Annotated in this window: 16 protein-coding genes; 7 read left to right on the top strand and 9 right to left on the bottom strand. The window is 40.0% G+C overall.

The window, feature by feature from the left end:
- Nucleotides 1-77: 77 nt before the first annotated feature.
- Nucleotides 78-2,348 carry a Piwi domain-containing protein gene (locus HWQ37_RS16110; RefSeq protein ID WP_292748633.1) on the bottom strand — a complete coding sequence of 757 codons (2,271 nt, stop codon included), beginning with the start codon at nucleotides 2,346-2,348 and terminating at the stop codon, nucleotides 78-80.
- Nucleotides 2,345-3,163, bottom strand: coding sequence for a PD-(D/E)XK nuclease family protein (locus HWQ37_RS16105; protein ID WP_292748631.1), 819 nt, complete (start codon nucleotides 3,161-3,163; stop codon nucleotides 2,345-2,347). Before HWQ37_RS16105 ends, HWQ37_RS16110 begins: the two co-directional genes overlap by 4 nt.
- A gap of 313 nt (nucleotides 3,164-3,476) precedes the next feature.
- Between HWQ37_RS16105 and HWQ37_RS16100 the strand changes: the two genes are divergently transcribed.
- A complete protein-coding gene (locus HWQ37_RS16100; protein ID WP_292748629.1) occupies nucleotides 3,477-4,064 on the top strand; it encodes a Uma2 family endonuclease in 588 nt (195 codons plus the stop codon).
- 2 nt (nucleotides 4,065-4,066) lie between these two features.
- On the opposite strand, the gene HWQ37_RS16095 is transcribed toward HWQ37_RS16100, so the two are convergent.
- The 3 genes from HWQ37_RS16095 to HWQ37_RS16085 all read right to left on the bottom strand — a co-directional run bounded on the left by HWQ37_RS16095 (nucleotide 4,067) and on the right by HWQ37_RS16085 (nucleotide 7,272).
- The gene (locus HWQ37_RS16095; protein ID WP_292748627.1) at nucleotides 4,067-6,001 is read right to left on the bottom strand and encodes a hypothetical protein; all 1,935 of its coding nucleotides are present in this window, start codon (nucleotides 5,999-6,001) and stop codon (nucleotides 4,067-4,069) included.
- 229 nt (nucleotides 6,002-6,230) lie between these two features.
- A complete protein-coding gene (locus tag HWQ37_RS16090) occupies nucleotides 6,231-6,635 on the bottom strand; it encodes an ExbD/TolR family protein (protein WP_292748626.1) in 405 nt (134 codons plus the stop codon).
- The gene (locus HWQ37_RS16085; RefSeq protein WP_292748625.1) at nucleotides 6,619-7,272 is read right to left on the bottom strand and encodes a MotA/TolQ/ExbB proton channel family protein; all 654 of its coding nucleotides are present in this window, start codon (nucleotides 7,270-7,272) and stop codon (nucleotides 6,619-6,621) included. Before HWQ37_RS16085 ends, HWQ37_RS16090 begins: the two co-directional genes overlap by 17 nt.
- A gap of 341 nt (nucleotides 7,273-7,613) precedes the next feature.
- Between HWQ37_RS16085 and HWQ37_RS16080 the strand changes: the two genes are divergently transcribed.
- From HWQ37_RS16080 to HWQ37_RS16070, 3 genes are all read left to right on the top strand, one after another.
- The gene (locus tag HWQ37_RS16080) at nucleotides 7,614-9,071 is read left to right on the top strand and encodes an energy transducer TonB (protein WP_292748624.1); all 1,458 of its coding nucleotides are present in this window, start codon (nucleotides 7,614-7,616) and stop codon (nucleotides 9,069-9,071) included.
- A 370-nt stretch (nucleotides 9,072-9,441) separates the two neighbouring features.
- Nucleotides 9,442-9,687, top strand: coding sequence for a hypothetical protein (locus HWQ37_RS16075; protein WP_099099597.1), 246 nt, complete (start codon nucleotides 9,442-9,444; stop codon nucleotides 9,685-9,687).
- Nucleotides 9,688-9,697: 10 nt separating this feature from the next.
- The gene (locus tag HWQ37_RS16070) at nucleotides 9,698-10,738 is read left to right on the top strand and encodes a hypothetical protein (protein WP_292748623.1); all 1,041 of its coding nucleotides are present in this window, start codon (nucleotides 9,698-9,700) and stop codon (nucleotides 10,736-10,738) included.
- A 155-nt stretch (nucleotides 10,739-10,893) separates the two neighbouring features.
- On the opposite strand, the gene ilvA is transcribed toward HWQ37_RS16070, so the two are convergent.
- The gene (gene ilvA / locus HWQ37_RS16065; protein ID WP_292748622.1) at nucleotides 10,894-12,405 is read right to left on the bottom strand and encodes a threonine ammonia-lyase, biosynthetic; all 1,512 of its coding nucleotides are present in this window, start codon (nucleotides 12,403-12,405) and stop codon (nucleotides 10,894-10,896) included.
- 432 nt (nucleotides 12,406-12,837) lie between these two features.
- On the opposite strand from ilvA, the gene HWQ37_RS16060 reads away from it, so the two are divergent.
- The 3 genes from HWQ37_RS16060 (at nucleotide 12,838) to hetI (ending at nucleotide 14,699) form a co-directional block, all read left to right on the top strand.
- Nucleotides 12,838-13,146 (top strand): RNA recognition motif domain-containing protein, encoded by a 309-nt coding sequence (locus tag HWQ37_RS16060; protein WP_292748621.1) that lies wholly within the window; start codon nucleotides 12,838-12,840, stop codon nucleotides 13,144-13,146.
- Between the two features lie 181 nt (nucleotides 13,147-13,327).
- Nucleotides 13,328-13,861 (top strand): hypothetical protein, encoded by a 534-nt coding sequence (locus HWQ37_RS16055; RefSeq protein ID WP_292748620.1) that lies wholly within the window; start codon nucleotides 13,328-13,330, stop codon nucleotides 13,859-13,861.
- A 127-nt stretch (nucleotides 13,862-13,988) separates the two neighbouring features.
- The gene (hetI, locus tag HWQ37_RS16050) at nucleotides 13,989-14,699 is read left to right on the top strand and encodes a 4'-phosphopantetheinyl transferase HetI (protein ID WP_292748619.1); all 711 of its coding nucleotides are present in this window, start codon (nucleotides 13,989-13,991) and stop codon (nucleotides 14,697-14,699) included.
- 90 nt (nucleotides 14,700-14,789) lie between these two features.
- Here the strand turns inward: hetI and HWQ37_RS16045 are convergent, their stop codons facing one another.
- From HWQ37_RS16045 to HWQ37_RS16035, 3 genes are all read right to left on the bottom strand, one after another.
- Nucleotides 14,790-15,593, bottom strand: a complete 804-nt coding sequence (locus HWQ37_RS16045) for an SDR family NAD(P)-dependent oxidoreductase (protein WP_292748618.1) — start codon at nucleotides 15,591-15,593, stop codon at nucleotides 14,790-14,792.
- Nucleotides 15,594-16,084: 491 nt separating this feature from the next.
- A complete protein-coding gene (locus tag HWQ37_RS16040; RefSeq protein ID WP_292748617.1) occupies nucleotides 16,085-17,599 on the bottom strand; it encodes a thioester reductase domain-containing protein in 1,515 nt (504 codons plus the stop codon).
- Between the two features lie 2 nt (nucleotides 17,600-17,601).
- On the bottom strand, nucleotides 17,602-19,278 hold the full coding sequence (locus HWQ37_RS16035) for a PfaD family polyunsaturated fatty acid/polyketide biosynthesis protein (protein WP_292748616.1): 1,677 nt from the start codon (nucleotides 19,276-19,278) through the stop codon (nucleotides 17,602-17,604).
- Between the last annotated feature and the right edge of the window lie 250 nt (nucleotides 19,279-19,528).

The raw sequence follows: 19,528 nt of genomic DNA, 5'->3' as shown, positions 1-19,528 counted from the left end.
TCAAATTGAAAATTGACTTGACTGATGAGCAATTTTTCCAGAGCGATCGCAAAATATCTGTAATATTTAGGTTGCTTCTACAGCCAAAACTGGCGATCGCCCTCTAGCATACTGCTTGGATAAATCCCCCTTAATCGCAGTTTTGCCATCTTATGCGCTCCATATACTGGCATTGGTAAGCGAGGCATTTTTAATGCTCCGTGATGCAGTAAGGTGAGTTTCAAGGTAATTTCAACCACTTGTTCTATGGGAGGAGAAATTAAAGCTGGATGGTTTGCAGTGATAACTGTTAAGCGTAAAGGATCAGCAAGACCTATCTCTTCAGTTACTTGAGTTGTTACCAAAACTGCTTCAGTAGAAGAAATACGTAGTGCTAAACCTTTTTCTGGTGCAGTTATGGTTTTGTTAACAAAATTATATAGTCGGGGACTACCAGACTTTCTACACTCTACTAATATTAATTTACAGCCAATAGCTTCAGCCCATTCTAGGAGATTAGCAACTTCTTGTCCGCAAAAGCGCCCATCACGATGAATCAGTACTGTTTTTCCTTCAAACTCCTTTTTTGGTAACAGTCCTTCTAGAAATTGTTTAGGAATTTCTTCACCTTGAATCAAAGTATCTTTTAGCAGATAGCGAATAAACTCTCCTTGCTTCCCATAAAGACGCATACTAGCACAAGCATTCATTGTTCCAGAAAGTTTTATCTTAGACTCTCTAGAAATATCCAAACCAATGAAACAGTCGGCTATTTGTAGAGGTTCAGCCAGAACAAAAGGTAAATTACCCAGCTTGGCGAGAATTCCTGGAACCACCTGATTGAGAATATTTTTGTATTTGTAATAATCAGGATTCTTCAATGTATCCTCATAAATCATCTGGCTAGCTATCTGGCGACTAAGTAATAGATCGTATATTTTGTGATAAAGACTACCACCCTCTTCTTCATCAGTGTTACGATCGCTCTGGGGAAAAAACGCCAAAACTATGTCAGGTGGAATTTCCATTAATTCATTGACTGCTTCTTCAACTTTTGCTCTCGCCTGAGTATCACTTAAGTTTTTTAGCGATATTGATTTGTTAACAAATAGGCTTTCAAATTTATAGCTTTTTAACCGTTCTTTAAGTTTTTGTATAAAGTCATCGAACCCTACTTCACAAAGATTCAGAACAGTAATCCGAATTGGTCTGGATGGGTCAGAAAATTTCTTATGGCGGCGGTAAACACCACCTCTAGAAAGACCTGTGAGAATTTTCTTTTGAGCGCTAATAACTCCGTTGCCAAATAGCAAGGGTGTATCTTCAATTGGAACTTGTGGTTGCCAAAACAACTCTGGATAGTCACGGTTGTTGATGCTGAGTCCTAACTCAAATCCATAAGTACTTAAAGCGTTTTCAGCTTCTTTTTTGTAGGTAGCTAATAAATTTGTTCGTTCTTTGTAAAGAATTTTGGTTTGCTTGAGCAATTCTCCCCAATTAACCCCAAACCTACTAGCTGTTTCAGATGTAACGCAGGGACGCAAAGCAGTCATACCATATTCATACAGCTTTTTACCTTTACCAAATTTAACAGCCACCAGGAGTTTATCAGATAGATCATCTTGCAGAGCTTGCTTACTAATTTCACTCTTGGCTAGATTAATAATTTTTTGCTTGTGTATCAAGGAAGGCTCTTTAATAAGCTGGGTGATAGTACCGTTACCTTGGATATCACCAGAAAGAGAGCGAACATTCAGATCAATTAAAAACTTCTCTGGGTTATGCTTTTCGGGATGATTAAGATAGAAATCAGCCAAAGTTTTTGTTAACAAAAACTTGCTTTTCATTGTTAAAGTAATAGCCGGTTGTAAAGTTCCATGTATTTCGATGGGTTCTGCCCAAAATTTTGTCTCACGTTTTACTTGCACACCATTTTTAGACAGAGCAGTTATGGATGAAAAAGGATATGGTTTAGATGTCTTTAATACCTGATAAGCTAATAGAGAAATAACATTTGCTGGGACTGTTTTAGTGAGTGGGACTTCTTGAAACTGCCAAGTGCGATCGCTAAAGTCTTTTATTCCTTCCGCAGCAACTTGTCCTAGTATAGATTCCCACTCTACCCCAAAAATCTGCCAAGACCGCATATTTTGCTTGAATTTACTAAGAGCATAAAAATATGGTTTGTCCCAAATAACGACTATGCCAGGTAAAATCCGACTAAGATGAAAACTCAAACTAATGCCTTCCTCCTGTTCGATATCAGGTTTCAGTTGGAAGCACATTATATTAAGATTTGAAAAATTTAGACGAAAAATCTCGCTAGAAGACAAAGCTTTTGTTTGACTAATAGTTGCAGTAGCAATCACCTAGAAACCTCACTTACAGAAAATTCACAAATTGAATTAAAGGTACAGTACCTACAGGCCCTACCAGGATTGGGAGGAAATATTTTGGCAAAATCATTTGGGTTTTCCCCATAATGAATTCTTTCAAGCTCATATCGTTTTGCTATATCTGCTAGCTCTATCTGCACAAATTTGAGTTGTTCAGGAGTCGCTGTAATTATGTCAGATGCCAAGGCAGTTTCTAAGTTGTAGAATGAAGCAACAGATGGTTGTTGTGGATAGAGATAGCTAGTTGCTAACAGGTAGACGTAAGCCTGTCGTCGGTCAAAGTCTGATTTACCTGTTTTGAAATCTAAAATATGAATAGCACCATCTGGCTGTTTAAAAGTGCAGTCAGTTGGTGCATATAGCTTGAAACAATAACTACCCTCTTCGATAATTATTGGTGAAGGAAATCCCTCATCGCCTTTGCTCAACTGAATAATTTCCTTGCCAACTAAAATAGGTTTTTTGTAATAGTTATTCAGAATCAGAATAATTCGCTCTTGAACTTCCTCTGGCTCTTGATTGAGTTTTAAAATAGCTGCAACTTTTTCTACACCTTCAGACTGTGATAAAAGTTGAGGGTCTTGATAAAATTCATAAACCCCGCCTTGTGCTAATTTCCCAATTCGCTGATGTTTGTTGTCTTCCAACAGAGCTTTAACTTGAGGTTCTTTTTGACGAACCTTCTTAAAGCCTCGGTTCATATCACAAAACCAGGATTCTTTACCCACTCGTGAATCTGATAAAGACCAAAGATTATAACTTGCAGATGGTAGCCAAGCTTGTCCCATAAGTTTCAATTTCCTATGATGGAAGCTGGTGTTTGGCGTACCTGCTCTAAATCTCGAATCATAGACAGAATCTCTCTGTATTTAGTTAACAAGAAACTATACACCATCTTATGGTTAGCGATCAAAACTTTTAGTAACAAAAACTATATTGCTATATTTGGAAATTGAATTTTTGCCAATAATTATTTATGTAATTCCATCACTTATACTACGCTTGTGTATGTTCGTGCTTTACGTTTTGTTGCAAGTTGTGTGGGGTGCGATCGCACCCCACAAACTACTAAAATAGAAAGTAAGATGCTCAAAATAGCCTATGAACGCCACTATAACCACTTTATCTTCTACACTCAAATTGAAAATTGACTTGACTGACGATCAATTTTTCCAAATGTGTCAGAAAAACCGCGATTATAGATTTGAGCGCACAGCATCAGGGGAATTATTAATTATGCCACCTACAGGCAGTGATACTGGCAGACGTAATGTTAAAATTACCACTCAATTGGATATTTGGAACTCTGATACTAATTTAGGCGAAGTTTTTGACTCTTCAACTGGCTTCACTCTACCTAATGGTGCAGAACGTTCTCCTGATGCTTCTTGGGTGAAAATTGAGCGATGGAATGCTTTAACGCCAGAACAACAAGAAAAATTTGCCCCGATTTGTCCTGATTTTGTCGTAGAGTTGCGTTCTCGTACTGATTCTTTGAAAGAATTGCAAGAGAAAATGCAGGAGTATATCGAAAATGGCACTCAATTAGGCTGGTTAATTGATCGGAAAAACAAGCGAGTGGAAATTTATCGTCCTGGTAAAGATGTAGAGATATTAGACAATCCGGCTAGTTTATCAGGAGAAAATGTACTACCTGGATTTGTCTTGGATTTACAGCAGATTATGTAGTTTTATTGATGAGGATATATATAGCGCATTTCAAACCGACTCTGTTCCCAAAGTGGGATTAAAGCCTGTTTAGCAGCATTTAACTGAGCTTGTGAAAAAGATATTTTCCCATTTTCTATAATCCAAATAAATATCCGAGTAATTAAATCTGCATTGAAACTATTCTCAAATTCACTATTATTTATTCTGACTACTTGCCGATCTAAGCAATCTATAGCATATTTAAAAGTCAAGTTTTTCCAATCTGTAGAATTGCGATAATTCTCTTCTGGCGTATTGTTCCACTCAACTCTTCGCAAATTTCCGAAAATATAGTCTATGCCTGTTATAGAAGAATCTGTATTACGCACTAAATTTGTATAGGCTTGGTAATATGCTTTCAATAGCGAAGCTGCAATATTTTCCACATAGATATGTAGCCAAGATTGTATGTAGCGAAGATAAGGTACTAAATCTCTGATATTATTAATTTCTTTAATAAATGCATATTCACTTCTGTAGTTTGTTATTTTTGCTAGCAATTCAGCTTCAGATAATTGAGACTTTCCTGAGTAGTAATTAATAACTTTGGGAATATATTTTTCTAATAACCACTGTTTACTATATCTCGCTGTCCAGGTTCCTCGTACTCCAATATCTTGCTGACATAAGGTTAATTTACCTTTTTCAATATATTTTAAATTAACATCATTTATCTCATAGATGATGTTAACTTGATTGCTAGGTAATAAAGATAAATCCCTATCAAATTTGGGGAAGAAAAATGCGCGATCGCGGATTCCTCGACTCACTCGAATAGATATATCTTCTCTATGAAATAGATGCCATTCTGACTTGCCTTTAGTACAATCAAATTCCTCTGCAAACTGCTGCATTAATTCCCATAATTCTTGGCTTACAGAAAAAAGGATAAAACCACGAACTTTTGAGAACTTTACGAATTCAAAATCCCATGTTTCTAGAGCATTCTCAAATTCAATTATTAAATTTTGATATTCTTGACAAATTTTATCAGCACATAAACACAAGTCTGTTGCTTCTAATTTGGATAAAATGACTGTTATTTGACCCAAATTTACTGTAAAATTATCTTTATCTAATTGTTTTAAAAAACGACGACAACCCCAATCTGGTTGTGTGTGCAATCCTGTCATTAATTGACTTAAAATATCTTGATGATTTAAGTTAATTTTTAGACCTTTAAAAAGAATACTGCTGAATTCTATTTGACAACTACCTTCTCTAAAAGCTTTGGGTAAATTACAGGCGATCGCTACTTTTGGTTTAACAACAACTAAGTGGCAACCTTCTCGCCTTATAGAAGGCTCAAAATCACATTTTTCTAAAATATCCTGTAAATCAGGATTGCCGATGATTAATTTTTCTATTAAGTTATATTTAGTATATGTCAAAATAGCATCTGTATTTTTATCGATGCTTTTAACTAAATCAAAATTGAGTATATTATAAAATATTGAGGCTAGATCGTTATTTTTTAAGCTATCTACATTTAGATCAAATACCAATTCTTCTCGATTGTAATGTAGACGCTGAAAAACCTTGATTTCATATCCATTAGTAACAATAAAAAATAGTGTTTTAAACTGATTACTATAAAATCTAGCTTGCTCAATAGCCTCATTTAACTTAGTTTTATGCGGTTTTATCGCTCCCACAAAAATCAGTGATGTATCTGTATTGTGTTTTTTACTATCATCTGTTGCAAAATAAATCTGAGCAATTTCTAGATTTTCGGCGTAAGTTTCTGATTGAGATGTTTTCAAAGAGTATTCACGATGACATATCTCTGGATAGCAGAGATAGTGAAACATCGGCAAAATCAACTTTTTTTTTACATCATCTTCATTTCGTAAAATACGATGGTCAAAACCTTGTATCCATGTAATGAATTTTTTAATTGACTCTGGAATAGTCATCAGATAATCTACCTGCTTGTATAAATTTGCTACGCCTTATTTTGTTCGTGTAATTAGCAATTTATCAAGTCAGTGGCGATTATGTCGTGATTGTAGATACTAGAATTGAACCATTCGGCTTAAACTTGATATTGGCAAAATCTAGATTATTGAAGAACAATTTAGGAGTTAGGAGTCAGAATATAGAATTTTCCTGACTCTCTGAACTTCTGATGCAGAATATATCTATTTATTTTCTTTGGGTAGCGATCGCTAATTTAGCTCCCGGAACCTGACGCACCCGATCCATCACCGCCACCACCCGGCCATAATCAACTTTTTCATCAGCATTAATAATTACTAACACTTCTGGATTAGAACCAACTAAAGTCCGCACTTGCGCTGTTAAATCATCAACTGCAATTGGTTTACGATTCAGGCTTATCTGTTCTTTTTCATCTACCGTAATGGTAATTTTAGTAGGAACTTGCTGTTGTTTAGCTGTGGCGGCCTTCGGTAAATTTACTGGTAAACCTTCTGAACGTGTTAAAAACAGAGTTGACATGATGAAAAATGTCAAAATTGCAAAAATCACATCAATCATCGGCACGATGTTGATCTGTAGCGGAAGCTCTGGTTCATCTGGTAGACGCATAAGTTTTTTCTCCTCGTTCATAACGACGGCGGTAAAGTAATTCTAGCTGTCCCCCATACTCTTGAATCAGGGCAATTTGCCGTTGATACAGTCCCCGGAAGGTATTGGCAAACATGAGTATGAATATAGCAACGATCAATCCTGATGCTGTTGATACCAGGGCTTCACTAATCCCAGCCGTAACATTTGTGGTTTTGCTACCTCCCACGTCACCAAGATTTAGCGAAGCAAAGGAGGCTATCAATCCTAAAACAGTGCCGAGAAGACCTAGCAGTGGGGCAAGACTAATGATAGTCTCAAAAAGGTTTTGGAAACGTTTTAAAACAGGTATTTCAGCTTGGGATTCGCTTTCTAATGCCAAACGAAATTCTTCTGGATTTGGCTCCTCTAATTCTAAAGCCGCCAGAAAAATTCGGGCGAGTGGCAAATCTGCGTTTTTCTGAAGCTTATCCATTGCACCGACAACATTATCGAGTCGGTAGAGATTCAAAACATCTCGAACTACGCGGCTTTGACGCTGATTGATTCTTATCCAAAACCTGATCCGCTCGACGATCAGTGCTACACCCAATACCGAAAACGCCAACAGGGGCCACATGACCACACCACCTGCTGCAAACAAATTTTGAATTCCCATGTAGTGCCTCTATAACGTCATCCAATACAAAATCAGACTACCAGAATCTAGAGAAAAGCTGAAACTTATTCTCAATAAAATATAAAATATAATGAGAATTTTTTCAAATGGAACGATGATGATTTTTATTTACTCGTTGGTTTGTTTTATATAAATTAATTTAACTTAATTGCAATAAAACTTAACTTTGTCCAAAAAACATGATATTTTTGGTTTAAAAAGGTGCTTTTGCTTTATTTAGGGTTCCGTAACGCGATCGCAAATAATTTGAATTGTTTACTTGATATTTGTAACCTTGCATTCTAAGATAGCTAAATTAGTGAGAATAGGTAGCAATAGCTATGAGCTTTTCCGGCATTACTGTCGAGCAACGTTCCAAAGAAGTTGAGGCTCTCAAGTCTTTTCTGACTTACAGTCTAATAGGTTCACTGGCGCTGCATATCGGCGTACTGTCTTCTGGGATAAGTAATTATTTGACGAGAGTACCCACAGCAGAGGAAGAACCTATAGAATTGGCGATCGCGGATTCTCCGACTGCCGAACCAGAAAAACCAATTGCAGAGATTCCAGAAGAAATAAAAAAACAACCAGAAGTTGTCCAAAAACAGCCTATAGAAACTCCGCCAGTAGAAAAAGTTCAGCAGCAAGAACAGATTACGGCAGTCCCTCAGAAGCTACAGCCGACAAATACGCCGCCACAAGCAATTGCTACCAAGGCAGAAGTTCCGGTGAAATCTGCATCCGTTCCACAATCAGCACCAGAAGTTCCTGGGAAATCTGCATCCGTTCCACGATCTGCTATATCTGGAGATTCCAAAGCAAGTGCGGCAGGTGGCGGTGGTGGTGGCGGCTCTGGTGTTGGTTTAGGCTCAGGTAGTGGTATTGCTGTAGGTACTGGCGGAGGTACTGGCACTGGCGGAGGTACTGGCACTGGTACTGGCGGTGGCATTGGTAGTGGTACTGGCAGTGGAATTGGTAGCGGTACTGGCAGTGGGACTGGTAGTGGTACTGGCAGTGGCATTGGCAGTGGTATAGGTAATGGAGTAGGAAATCGCCCGACAGTAGCAACAGCACCAATAGCGCCAACACCTCCAAAAATTAACAGTTCAGGTGATGGTAATGGTCGTGCAGCTTGCCGTGAATGTAATGCCAAGTATCCAGAGGCAGCAAGACGGCGAGGAGTTGAAGGCAGAGTAGAAGTAGCTGTAGATACTGATGCAGAAGGCAATGTTACCAATGTGCGGATTGCTCGCTCTAGTGGAAACCGCGACTTGGATGAAGAAACCAAGAGACAAGCACGTAATTGGAAATTAAAACCCGCAGAAGGTGGTAGACAAGGGGTATCGATTGCCACTGAATTTGCTATACAAGGTTCACGGCGATACCGCCAAGTTCAAGAACGGAAAACACAAAGACAAGCACAAGAAAGAACTCAGCAAACAACGGCTGCTAACTCCACAGAGGAAACTCCAAAACGTAGGCGTAGAGTGTTGATACCTTCATCTAATGAAGCTAGAACCACAAGACCTACAATATCTGGATTTAGTAGACGGTTGGAACCTCAAAGAGGGGAAAGTCCTGCCACAAGCTCATCATCTGGAGCTACGACAACTCGCACTCAAGGAACTGCAACAGAGTCATTACGGCGTATCCGGCGTGAGCCAACGGCTACCGATTCATCACAAAAGCCACAAGCAACTACAAATCGGCGGCGGCGAAGAGATAACACTAGCCAGAATAAATTGCGGGACTCTTTGCGCCGTTTACGCCCACAACCTGGTACTCCCAGTCAGCAGTAGTCACAAGTTGAAATTGATGGGTTAGTAATAAGTGCTTGAGGGCTTAACAAAAGGCTAAAGTCCTGACTACGAACTTATTAACCTAGTGAAGTTGACTTGACATGCTACTAGTAGAGCGATAAAACTTATTGGAATTATATTTTGATTAACAACGATCGCCGCCTCCTGTTTTTGGGGGGCGGTTGTTCTTTAGACAGAAATGGCTTCATTAAGCATTACCCATCTAGGATGAAGAAGAGGCTTTATGATAGGCGTTAAATTCACTGATTTCAATAAAACTTCTACATAAACACACACTGATGCGGTTTGATTTGCTTGAATAGCTATATTGATAAGACATTGATCCGACGGCAATTCACAATTCCTGATTATGGCAAGTAAATTCATTGATGTTAGGGAATATACTGTCAGGGCGCACAAAAGACAGATTCATACTCGTGTTTTCCAGTTTGTCTGTAAAGAGTGTAACGATCTGACAAAGCGCGAGACTTTCGGTCCTCGACCCTTATATTGTGAGAGATGTCGCCCTCCCCAACCGCCTAAAAAATCCCAGCCAGCATCTCACAAAGCAAAACCCAGAGCAATGTCTTATAAAAGTGACATCGATTTAAATTAATTGAAGCCTTATGACTCAAAATGGACAATTAGAATCACCTCCAGCCACCTTTGTCTCACCACTGTTGGAATTACGAGACTATTATGCTCGCCTGACAGAAGAGTATGAACGCCTCTTTGTGCAAGCGCGACAGCAGCTGGATCATGTAGAAGCGTTGTTGTCTAACTGGTCTTTTTCTGATACCAACGAACAGATATCCAGATTGACGGCGGCTGATGAAACCTCAAATCTTTCCCCAGAAGGTTCTTTGCGGTTTTTATCACCCCTTGACGACATCAACGAAATCAAGTTGGTGGAGTCTTTAGAGTCAGTACGGAAAGACTCAGATCGGGTTGAGATAAATAATTCTTTTTCTGCTGCTGTTGATACAAAAGAGAGTCAACCTCTAACGACATCAACAGATCCAAAGATCGCCCCAGAGAACAACGATAGTTCAACGAAGGTAGTAGAAATTCCGATGCTACCTCAGTATCAGCACGCTATATCCCGAATGGAAGCCATAAAACAGCTATTGCAAGAACAGATAGGTACTGTTTGTCATATCGATTTTATCGTGCGATCGCTCTATGGAGAATTAGATTCCCATCTATTCAAAGTCGTTAAAGGTAGGGTGCAATCTTCCCTTACCCAAGGCAGAGAAAGGAATTACTGGGTAACTATTCCCGATGAGCCAGGTTGTTATACTCTGGATTTAAGTTTGGTAGCCCCAAGTAATCGTAATGGTGCTTCTAGGAATATCAAAAACAAAAATAAGAAGCCCTTCGTTTCTCCGACAAAAACAGTACCGATGCTCAAAGCCTTTGAGGGTCAATTCTTAATTGATGCCCTCACCTCTCTGTTGGAAGAAAATCCAGGTAAAGTTTTCAGCGTTGCTGAAGTCATCGCCGGAATTTATGGAGAACTAGATTCTCAGCAAATTAGAGAGATCAAAAATAAGGTACTGAATGAACTATCTAGAGGCTATCGGACAGGTAGATTCGCTAGGGTTCCTAATCAAATCGGCTTCTATACTTGGGACTCTAATCTGATATTGAAGGGGAGTTCTCGTTAGATTGGGGATTGGGAGTTGGGAGTTAGGAGTTAAGAGTTAGGAGAGACGCGATTAATCGCGTCTGTACAAGAGGAGTTTTGTTTATCTCCCTCATCTCCCGGTTGGTGAGCGAAGTCGAACCACATCTCCCTCATCTCCCCACTCCCCACTCCCACCTATCCCAAAAACAACTTGTATGCCGGATTCTTGTTTTCATCCCAATAGCGATAGCCCAGGTTATCGAGAAAAGCTTGCCAATCTTTCATCTCATGGGGGGGAACCTGAATACCAACAACGATTCGTCCGTAGTCTGCACCGTTGTTGCGGTAGTGAAAAAGACTAATATTCCAGTTGGGACTCATGGAAGTAACAAACTTCATCAATGCGCCGGGACGTTCGGGAAACTCAAAACGGTAGAGCAATTCATTTTGAGCCAAGGGAGAGTGCCCACCTACCATGTGCCGCAGATGTAGTTTAGTTAGTTCGTCGTCTGTTAAATCAAGGGTTTCAAATCCTTGAGCTTCAAAAGTTTCTACCATCTTCGCAGCATCGACACGATTTTGAATTTGCACGCCGACAAAAATATGGGCTGTTTTTTCGTCGGCAATGCGATAATTAAACTCGGTCAGATTCCGGTTGCCAATACATTCACAAAACTGGCGAATACTTCCCCTTTGCTCTGGAATTGTAACCGCAAAGATCGCTTCCCGGCGTTCGCCGAACTCTGCCCGTTCTGCCACAAAGCGGAGGCGATCGAAATTCATGTTTGCACCACAGGCGATCGCAATTAAGGTTTGTCCCTCGATTTGTTCTCGTTCGGCGTAGGCTTTGGCCGCTGCGATCGCTAATGCACCAGCTGGTTCTAAAATGGATCGTGTATCCTCAAACACGTCTTTAATTGCTGCACAAGTATCGTCTGTATCCACCAAAATAATCTCGTCTACATACTGCTGACATAAACGGAAGGTTTCTTCACCTACTTCGCGCACCGCCACACCATCAGCAAATAACCCCACTTGGGATAAGCGCACCCGATGTCCGGCTTTGAGCGATTGAGACATGGCATCTGCATCAACTGGTTCAACACCAATAATCTTGATTTCGGGACGCAATCGTTTCACATAAGCCCCAATCCCAGAAATTAATCCGCCACCTCCAATTGCGACAAAAATCGCATGGATGGGTTGCTGATATTGCCGTAAAATTTCCATCCCAATTGTTCCCTGTCCAGCAATTACATGAGGATCGTCAAAGGGATGAATAAAGGTCAATCCTTTTTCTACTTCTAATTCACGGGCATAGCTATAAGCATCATCATAAGTGTTTCCATATAACACCACTGCTCCGCCCCTCATTCTCACCGCATCCACTTTTACTTGGGGTGTGGTTACTGGCATAACGATAATCGCTCTGGTTCCTAAACGTTGGGCTGCAAGGGCGACTCCTTGAGCATGGTTCCCCGCAGACGCAGCAATTACACCCTTTGCCAATATCTCTGCTGGCAGTTGCACCATCTTGTTATAAGCACCCCGCAGTTTAAAGGAAAATACTGACTGCATATCCTCACGTTTCAACAGGAGTTGATTATTCAGCCGCGCAGACAAATTTGGGGCATACTCCAGTGGTGTTTCCTGGGCAACATCATACACACGGGCAGTGAGGATTTGAATGAGGTAGTCGCAAAACATGGGCGTTAAGCTCAGGGCAAATGCTGGATGGAAACTAATTTTACGTTACAAGCGATCACTAACACAAAACGTAATTACGAATTACGTTAGCGCAGCGTTAGCGAGTCTTCGATAGCGAAGCGTTAGCGAGTATTCGAGCGTCGCGTCATTACGAATTACGAATTATTTAATTACTCTTTGAAACCTTTTTAATGATTTCAAATTTCATGCGATCGCAGGTAGGTTGATTTTAAATCAGTCTTGCCAACTATCCAAATATTTAGAGCGACAGATTAAGTTAAGTATAGTGCTACTTAAGAACAGAACTTCTCCATTTATGTTAAAGTATCCGTGGAAGATGAAATTCGGCTGTACAGTTTGTTTTTATATATACTTGTATTACAGACCTCTCCGGATCTAAATCTCTACACCCTCTGATTCTGGAGACATTTTATGTCAATTTACGTCGGTAATCTATCTTATGAGGTTAAAGAAGATGACCTCCGGCAAGTCTTTGCAGAATATGGAACTGTCAAAAATGTTCAATTGCCTATCGACCGAGAAACAGGTCGGATGAGAGGTTTTGGCTTTGTGGAATTAGAATCAGACGCACAAGAACAAGCGGCAATTGATGCCCTTGATAATGCTGAATGGATGGGTAGAAGCTTAAAAGTTAATAAAGCCAAGCCTAAGACAGACGGCGGTTCCTCTGGTGGTAGACGAGGAAACTATGGTGGTGGTGGTGGTGGTGGCCGCTATTAAGGTCTAAAACCAAAAATTTAACTCTAAGGTCTTGAGGGCAGACAAGGAGTCTGCCTTTTTTGCGTTTCGGTTAACTGAAGAAAAGCACGAGGACGCAGGGGGTTTTAGGAAATAATTCTTATGAAGCCATGCGTTAGGGTAGCTTACCGCAGGTATCGTTTTTGTAATAGGTGTAGCAACCATGAACCCAGAAGCTAAACATATTGTTAATGAACTAAGGCATAAATTCTACTCTAACTTTGCGGCGGCGATGAATATGCCAACCATCGTAACTGGTACATCTTATAGTAGTAATTCACCGATCGCATCTTGGATGGATCGTAGGCAAAGACTAAACTATATAAATGTATACGCTTATACAGCACCCGATGAGTTTGTCCCATTCCGCCCATTCATTCTGCGACTGGCTATTAACAAAAGTGCTGGTAGAGTCACGGTAATCAGAAAAGGACAAGTCTGCCGAGGTCTAAATTTATTGTGGGATTTCGAGTTAACTGTATTACCAAAAGAAATCCTAGACTTTCTTCCTTGGATAGTTAACTTAGTTGAGGCTCATGATCGGGGTTTGCCCTTCTTGCTAGAATCACCACCCCATTCATTTGAATTAAAAGTGCCAGAGGTCGGGTTATCTCATAATGCCTGGACTGAAAAAGCTTGGCTCTTGGCAAATTCGACAATTTACCCTAATAGTAGTAGTCCGTCAAGGCAAGTTTGAAGGGTAAAAGAACGAACCACAGAGGCACAGAGAACACAGAGTCAGAGAAAAAAGAGATGTTTCAGAAATTTCTCACCAAGCATTGTTGGCAGAGCAAATCCGAACTTGTTTCATTTTACGAATTATTATGAATCCTCTCTGGCTACCTGCACCAACAGATTTAACTTTATTGCCCGATGAGATTCATGTCTGGCGCATAGAACTTGACCAACCAGAAGCAAATTTACAACATTTGAGAACAACCCTTTCGAGTGACGAAATCGCTCGTGCTGAAAGGTTTTATTTTCAGGAACATCGGCAGCGTTTCATCGCTGGTCGTGGTATTCTTAGAGCTATATTAGGTCGCTATTTGGGTATCAAGCCGTCACAAGTACAGTTTAATTATCAACAGCGTGGCAAACCAGTATTAGCAGAGACATTTGCCGATAGTGGATTGGCGTTTAACTTGTCTCATTCTCAAAAGTTAGGTTTGTGTGCAGTGAATTGTACTTGCCCAATTGGTGTAGACCTAGAATATATTCGCCCGATGTCTGACTTAGAAGCTCTTGCCAAACGGTTCTTTTTAGCGAGAGAATATGAGATGTTGCGATCGCTATCCCCTAACCAACAACAAGAGGTATTTTTCCGTTACTGGACTTGTAAGGAAGCTTACTTAAAAGCAACTGGAGACGGACTATCCCAGTTAGAGCAAGTTGAAGTATTGCTAACTCCCACAGAACCAGCCAAATTGCAGATAACTGAAGACTGGAGTCTTTTTGAACTAGTACCTGCTAATAATTATCTTGCTGCTGTTGCAATAGCAGATTTTGGCTGGAACTTAAAATGTTGGCAATACTGATGTTGACTAAGCTCATCTCCTGGATGAAACAAGAGAGATATTGTGGATAAATAACCAATAACAAATGACAAATGACAAATGACAACCAGCTTACTTATCTTCCTGCATACTTCTAACAATTTTTGTCACCAGTTTTCGGGGTACAAATCTGACGCTTTTTGCCAGTAGTTTATTCATAAAGCCAGGAATGACAATGGTTTTACCCTTCATTAAGGCGTGAAAACCAATTTCGGCTACCGTTTGGGCATCCATCATCCTCTTACCCTTGAGCAACTTAGAGTCAGCCATCCCAGTTCGCTCATGAAAAGCAGATGCGGTTGAGCCTGGACAAAGAACTGTCACAGTGACACCTGTACCTTCTAATTCATTAGCGATCGCTTCAGAAAACGATAAGATATAAGCTTTAGTAGCAAAATAAACCGCCATCAACGGCCCAGGTTGAAAAGCCGCAGCCGAGGAGACGTTTAAGATTTTACCTTCACCTTGCTTTACCATCCCCTTCACGAATAGCTTAGTTAAATGGGTGAGACACACCAAATTTACCTGTAGCATTTCCAATTCAGTCGCTAGGTCTGTTTCGTGAAATAATCCATAGATACCAAATCCAGCATTATTTACCAGCACATCAACATTAATATCAGCTTTTTGCAACTCCGTGAAAATTTCTTCAGGAGCCGTTGATATAGATAAATCCTTAACAATAGTTGTGACCAAATTTCCGAATTCTGCTTGAAATTTAGCGGCAATTTCTACTAGCTTTAACCCATTTCTGTCTACTAAGACCAGATGGTAATCATGAGCAGCAAAAATACACGCTAATTCGTAGCCAATTCCACCGGCTGCGCCAGTAATAAGAGCAGTTTGTTTGCCCTGTCTTTGGTGTGTTGTGTTCATGTAAGAATATTGGTGAATTCAACTTGATGAAGCTGCGTTGCATTGACAGTGGTTCTCGTTCTACAATTAAGTACGCGTAATATCTCAACCGACGAGAAATGTCTTGAGTTATTACCCTTTGAAATGCTTGTGTGATGCGTTGGATAGATGTAGAAATCCAAACGTAAATTTAGGACTTATGCATCGAAAAAGTTGGGCATTAAAAAAGTTCGGTTATTTCAAACTACTAGCGTTGGCTTTTGATTACTCACAACAGCCAGAAGATAAAATCAAACTTTTATGCCCGACACTAACCATTCTATCCTCGATTGCTTCTGTCAAGGGGTGAATACTAAAAATTTACATGATTGAGCATAAAAAAACAGGGCAATTATATTGCCTCTGTTAGTATATGAGTTGTTACTGGTATCTGAAATATTGGCTATTCAGTAGTACTTTGTAGAGACGCGATTCATCGCGTCTACTTCTAAACCGATTCATCGCGTCTAATTCTAAGCAATATTCAAAAACCCGCTTTGAATCAAGTAAGCCGTATAAGTCATAAACAATTGAGAATCAATTGGCGGACAAACAATAGAACTACCTGCTAGTGCATGGAGAGTATCTTGGCAACTAATATGAGGTCTTCTAGCTTGCAGATACAAATCAGGAATAGTCAGTTGTTCATCAGACCAGCGTTCCAGTAAAAATGGTCGCAGAGTATATAAAGGATTGTCCACAGAAGACACATTATTGATTAACTCTGATTGCCATTTTTCGTAGGGAATCATCTCAACTGAATAACCAAAAGAGCGTATCCAATCAACTAATATTTTCAAGGAAACAGGTTGAGGATGCTGTAAATTGAAAGCTTTGCCTATAGATTCCTTCTGCCGTGATAGATAAACAATGGCTTTACTTACATAGTCCACAGGAGACATATCTAACATATAATCTACATCAGGGAAACTTCCCATTTGTAGACAGCCCTTGGTCATCAAATTGATAAAGTCATGTGTGTTACAAATGCCTGTTTTACTATCACCAGAAATCAGTGGTGGTCTGTGGATAGTTACAGGAAGTCCCCGGTCACGGGCAATTTTGACTAACTTTTCGGCTACCCATTTAGTTTGTGAGTAACCAAGATAAATACCTTCCCAATGATTGAATTCATCCTGCTCTTTGACAACCTTGCCAGCATAAGCAGTGGATTCAAAAACAGCAACACTAGAAACGTAATGTACAGGCTTGACTTTTGTTTGACAAGCTAATCTCAAAACTTCCTGCGTTCCTAAAACATTCGCTGTTTTCAGTGCTGAATATGGGAAAACATAATTCAACAAAGCAGCACTATGATAAATAGTATCAATATTTGCAGCTAAAATTTGAAACTGTTCAGAACCAACACCTAATAAAGGCTGAGATAAATCGCCGACAATCGGAATAATTCTGGAGTTAAATTCTTCCTGCCAAATTGCATACTGTTCGAGATTCTTTTGGAGTTTGCTTTTGCCTTCTTCGGCATTAGCAGCACGTACTAAACAATATATATCCGCCTTGGTTTCTTGTAGCAATTCCCGGATGATAAAAGCTCCTAAAAAGCCTGTTCCTCCAGTTAAAAAGATGTTTTTGGGTTCAGCTACAGGCGCATTAGATGCAGCACCGGGATTGATGGTGGGGTCAAGAACAGCCTCAGCACTTAAATCTAGAATTGAGGGTGCAACATTGGCATTAGAGGATTTCACCCCTGTATCTTGAATCGGTGAACCTTCTTGCACTTCTTCAGCTAAACGCTGTGAAAGGGCTTCAATATTTGGGTAATGCCACAAAAGCAAGGGAGATGGTTGAAATCCTAGTAGTTTTTCTAAGTTACTTACCAGAATCATTGCTTGGGCTGAATCCAACCCATAGTTTTCTAAATGTTCTTTGACATCTATTTCATCAGTTGCTACTCCTAGCAACTTAGCTAAGTTAGATACCAAAAATACTTGAATATCGTCTGCTGTGAAAGACTGTTTTATAGTCATTTTTAAATCTCCAACAATGATGTAGAACGAACAGGGTGATATTGACTGTAATAATCGGAAGCTTGTAGCCCTTGAATTTTCAAATTTTGGACACGGTACAAAAAGGCTGCACCAGTCATAATTTGATTAGCAACATCAACTACCTGACGATTATTTGGTTCAGACAGGTAGGAACCGCGTACCCAGTCATTGAAACCGCCCATTGCCGGGCCACACCAAATTTGATAATCGACTTCTCTACCTTTTTCACCAGAACTAGACCAACGAGAAGATAATCCTAAATACCAGCGAAAAATCAACGCCATTTTCAGTTTAGGATTATTGACTGCTTTCCCCAGTTTCTCAGGATTCTTTTGGGATAAATAAGCCGCCGTTCCTTCCCATACTTCAGCAATAGTTTTGCGAAAAACTTGTTTTTCTAATTTCTCTCTTTCTGCGAGGGGGATGCTTTCAATGGAATCATAAGCGCGATAGAGTTCAAATAATTTCTGCGCTCGCATGGGGAACATTGTACCCCGTTTGAGAACTTGTAATTTAACTCCCATTTCAAACATATCGGCTGCTGGTGCCATTATCATATCAGCCATTTCTGCTTGGGCTAATAATTTTTTGGTATGTTCACAAGCCCCAGATTCAACGCATGATTGATTAATGGAACCAGTCATTACATAAGCAGCACCCATCATAAAAGCTGCTAATGCTGATTGTGGTGTTCCAATTCCCCCTGCTACGCCAATTCTAATTGGTGTTTGGTAATGATATTGGGCTTGAATTTCATCGCGCAAGGCAATAATAGAAGGCAGCAAACAAACCAGGGGACGGTTATCTGTATGTCCTCCAGAATCAGCCTCGACGGTAATATCATCAGCCATCGGAACTTTAGCTGCAAGGGTTGCTTGTAACTCGCTAATTAATCCTTGTTCTAGAAGTTCTTTGATAATTCTGGCTGGCGCTGGTTGCAGAAATTTTGTAGCAACTTCTCGGCGGGAAATTTTGGCAATGACTTTATTTTTGATTTCAATTTGATTGGCGTTATTTAACCCCAACCCAGCAACGCGGTAATAAACAATGTTGGGGGTTAAGTCGAGAAATGCAGACGCTTCTACTGTTCTCACTTGATATTTGAGATATAAATCCACAGCGCGGCGTTCAATCGCAGGTTCGTTGGGGCTGTGAATTAAATTAAATGCATAAGGCCCTTGAGGTAAAGCTTGTTGAATTCGATTAATGGCTGCTTCCAAACGTTCTGGGGTTAAACCACCTGCACCGAAGGAACTCAAAATTTGCTCTTTTCCGAGTGCAATGACCATTTCTTCAGAAGCAATTCCGCCAGCCATTGCGCCGGTAACATAAGCATATTTTACTCCATGAGAGGAGAGAAAATTGGGATCTCCAAATTGTTGGATACGGATTGGGGCGGCAAATGTTAGCAGTTCTATTTGTGCTGTTGTGCCATTATCACCTGGGGATAAATAACCCTCGTTCGTGACTCCGATTTTTCCGGCAATTTTCACGATGTAGCAGGGTTTATCTAATACCATCAATTTATTTTTGATGGTTTGTTTCTCGAAAGATACTGTTTCTAAAGAACCTTTCCAAACCTGGTTTTTGTTATAAGACCAGGGGGAGAAGTTAAGGCCATTATCGTGTTTACTTAGTACCGTATCTACGGTTGTCACGTCAGTTATCCCTCGGTTTACAAGCAATGGATGATATGAAGGGTGTAGACTTTTTATCGGAGTCTAGGTTTTATTTTTTACGAACCGCAGAGGCGCAGAGAACACAGAGGAAGATAGTAATACCAATTCTCTTGGAGATGCACGTAATAAATAATTAAACGAACCGCAAAGGACGCAAAGGGCGCGAAGGAAGAGAAAGTTTAGAGAGAATTGGTATGAGATAAGTAAGTTGGCGCGAAAAAATTCAAGT

Origin of the sequence: Nostoc sp. NMS4 (assembly GCF_017115095.1) — a bacterium.
GTDB lineage: Bacteria > Cyanobacteriota > Cyanobacteriia > Cyanobacteriales > Nostocaceae > Nostoc.
This window is presented reverse-complemented; position numbering and strand designations above follow the sequence as displayed.